This is a genomic window from Halorubrum tibetense, from assembly GCF_042661865.1.
GTDB classification, from domain to species: Archaea; Halobacteriota; Halobacteria; order Halobacteriales; family Haloferacaceae; genus Halorubrum; species Halorubrum tibetense.
The window spans coordinates 1-3,240 of sequence record NZ_JBHSWW010000271.1; the positions used below are offsets into that span (position 1 = coordinate 1).

Here is a 3,240-nt window from a genome sequence, read left to right on the forward strand (position 1 = left end):
CGGATGCCGCCGCCGACGCCGCCACGGCGGCGGGGTTGCGCGTCAGGCCGAAAGCGGTTCGGCCGCCACGAACGCTGGTGTTCGTCGAGAGCGGCGCACAGGTGAAACGGGCCCTCCCGACGCTCGAAACGCTCCTCGAACACGTCGAATAGGCGGAGCGCGGCGGGAACACCGGAGAAGGGGAAAAGAGAGGAGAGAGGAAAGAGAAGAGAGAGAGGAGAGAGGAAAGAGAAGAGAGAGGAAAGAGAAGAGAGAGAGGAGAGAGGAAAGAGAGGAAAACAACCGGACGAAACGGGGTCGTGGTTCGCCCGGGCAGCGATATCAGTCGCTTCGACCGCCGTCGCCCATGGCGCGGTTCCCCGACGGCGACGCCGAGAAGCCACCCGATCCGTCCGTACCCGATCTGTCGCTGACATCGAACCGTCGGAGCAGCCGCTGGAGCCGCTCGGCCTGATCGACGAGCGACCCGACCTCGGTGGTCGCCTGCGACATCGCCGACAGCTGGTCGGCGGCTGCCATCGAGACGTCGTCGGCCTCCTCGGCGGTGGCCTGACTGATCCCGGCCACTTCCTCGGCCATCGACACCGTTTCCTCGGTGCTGGCGGCCTGGTCGTCGGTCGCGTTGCTGATCTCGCGGATCCCCTCGTCGGTCTCGGCGGCGTTGTCGGCGACCTTCGTGAACGCGTCCGCCGTGTCGCGGACGGCGTCCGCGCCGTCCTGCATGTGTTCGCTGGCCGTGTTGACTTCCTCGACCGTCGCGGCAGTCTGGGCCTGCGTCCCGTCGATCAACGCCTCGATCTCCTCGGCCGCCTCCTTCGTCTCCTCGGCGAGCTGTTTCACCTCGTCGGCGACGACGGCGAACCCGTCACTCGCACCGTTACCGCTACCGCCGGCGCGTGCGGCCTCGATGTTCGCGTTGAGCGCGAGGAGGTTGGTCTGTTCGGCGATATCGCCGATCAGGTCGACGATCTCGCCGATGTCGTCCATCCGCTCGTCGAGGTGTCTGACGTTCTCCGCCGTGGACTCGATCGCCGCCTGGGACTCCCGTACGCTGTCGATCGCCGCCTCGGCCGTCTCCTCGCCTTCGTCGGCGATCGCGGTGGTCTGCTGGGCGGCGTCGGCGACCGTCTCCGTCGACGATGCGACTTCCTCTATCGCCGCCGAGAGGTTGTTCATCTCGCTCGACACCTGCGCGAGCATCTCCCGCTGTTCGTCGGCCCCGTCCGCGATCTCCGCGATCGACTCGGTCACGTCCTCGCTGAGCCCCTCGGCCGTGTCCACCCCCTCCATCGCCTTACTGCTCGCGTCGGACACCTCGTGGGCGAACGACTGGATCTCGCCCATCGTCGCCTCGATGTCGTCCATCATCTCGTTGAACGCCGTGCCGATCCGTTCCATCGCCTCGGCGTCGGTGTCGGCGTCCATCCGGGCCGTCAGGTCGCCGTCGGCCGCCCGCGTCATCACCGACGAGAAATCGGCCGCCTTTCGCTCGAGCTCCTCGTTCACCGCGTCGATCTCGTCTTTCTGGGCTTTGATCTCCTGTTGGGCGTTCTCGATCTCCGCGCGCTGTTCCTCGAGCTGGTCTATCTCCGCCGATTTCGCGTCGATCTCCGCGAGCTGCTCCTCGATGTCGCGCCGTGACGATTCGATCGAGGACCACAGCTGGAGGATCCCCGCGACGCCGGCGAGAACGAACACCGCGTGAACGTTCGCCCAGAACCCGTGGTTCTGCATCGCCGGCTCGTGGTTGAACATCATCCCCATCTCGAGCACCGAGAACAGCTGGTGTGTCGCCGCGACGACGGTCACGCCGATCGCCAGCGGCACCCAGTCCTCGTACATGGCCAGCCAGACGACGGCGACGAAGTAGTGGAAGTGCGCCTCGATGAATCCGCCCGAAAAGGAGACGAGCACCGTCGACGCCCATGTCAACGCGAGCGCGATCGCTCCGGCTCGGGCCCGCCGCGGTAGCATCGGAACCGCCGCGACAGCAGTCAACACCCCGATAACCCCGACCCACAGGACCAGCTCGGTCGTCGCGATCGCGGGCAACGTCGCTCCCGATATCGGCTCCGGACCCTCGAGCAGCCCGAGCGCGACGAGGAACGGGATGTGCAGCGCCGAAATGACGAGCATGATCCGATGCCGGCGAGTCCACGTTTCCGCGTCGATCTTACTCCCGTCAGGGATCGACTCGAACAGGCCGCTGAAGCGACCGGACGCGCGGTCAGTGATATTCATGATTATCGCAGGTCTCTCTCCGGAACGTATGAATCCTCAGTTGCGATTATCAGATACTGTACTCTCAGGTGGCAAGCGGACGTCTCATACGGGGACGTGGGATCGACGAGCTGAGCCGGACGGTTTTACTTCGAGCCGCGACACGGTACGCTCGTGACCCTCGATCCGATCCACGTCGAGAACATCGCGCGGCTCGCGTACGGCATCGCGGGCGACGTGGACACCACCGACCACGAGGACCTCGCAGGGCAGGTCTGGACGGAGTGGCTCCCCGAGCTCTACCGCGACGGGCGGGTCGTCGTCGAGCCCGTCGCCGACCACGAGCGGGGGCTGGCCCCGATCGACGACGTCGCCCTCGCGGAGCGACCCTTCGGAACGGTCCACGGGCTCGACTCGGGCACGATCAACCCCACGACGTTCAAGAACGGGCTCGTCGTCGACGTCGCACACGCGGCGATGGCGGCCGACCCGACGGACCTCGACCTTCACCGTGACCGGACGATCGTCGCGACCGTGCACGCCGGCGACTCGACCGCCGATTTCGACGGCGAGTGGACCGAGCGCGACGCGGGTCACACCCGCCAGCGCGTGCTCCACGCCCCGCGCGTGAACCGGTACGCCGAAGGGGTCGTCCACGCGCTCGCGCTGTACCTCGCTGAGGGGACCCACGCGCTCGATCACGCCGACGAGGTGGACGAGCTGCTGGTGCTCGACGGGCCGATATACCCGAAGGAGCTGTTCACGTGGCAGGACCGCGACCCCGAGCTCGGCGAGCTGGCGCGGGAGGCGAAGCCGCGAGCGGTCGTCGAGAAGTACGTCCGGCTCGTCGAGCGGTTCGTCGAGCGCGACGTACCGCTCGCCGGGTTCGTGAAGAACCCCTCCAGCCGGACGATCGTCCGGTCGCTCGACCGCAAGGGGTTCGAGTCGCCGTGGCCCGACGACACCGAGCTGTTCACGCGGCTGTTGGAGCGGCGCGAGGGAGCCGGCGACACGGCCGGC

3 protein-coding genes are annotated in these 3,240 nt (G+C 67.1%); 2 read left to right on the plus strand and 1 reads right to left on the minus strand.

Translation table 11 applies throughout. The features are described from left to right. Nucleotides 1-152 (plus strand): DUF7993 family protein (locus ACFQEU_RS18305; protein ID WP_465261152.1); only part of this gene is annotated, 152 nt, incomplete at its 5' end. Between the two features lie 169 nt (nt 153-321). Here the strand turns inward: ACFQEU_RS18305 and ACFQEU_RS13430 are convergent. Further along, the gene (locus tag ACFQEU_RS13430) at nt 322-2,241 is read right to left on the minus strand and encodes a methyl-accepting chemotaxis protein (protein ID WP_379782959.1); all 1,920 of its coding nucleotides are present in this window, start codon (nt 2,239-2,241) and stop codon (nt 322-324) included. A gap of 153 nt (nt 2,242-2,394) precedes the next feature. Between ACFQEU_RS13430 and ACFQEU_RS13435 the strand changes: the two genes are divergently transcribed. Then, nucleotides 2,395-3,240, plus strand: an 846-nt coding sequence (locus ACFQEU_RS13435; protein WP_379782961.1) for a DNA double-strand break repair nuclease NurA, incomplete at its 3' end; no start/stop codon positions are given.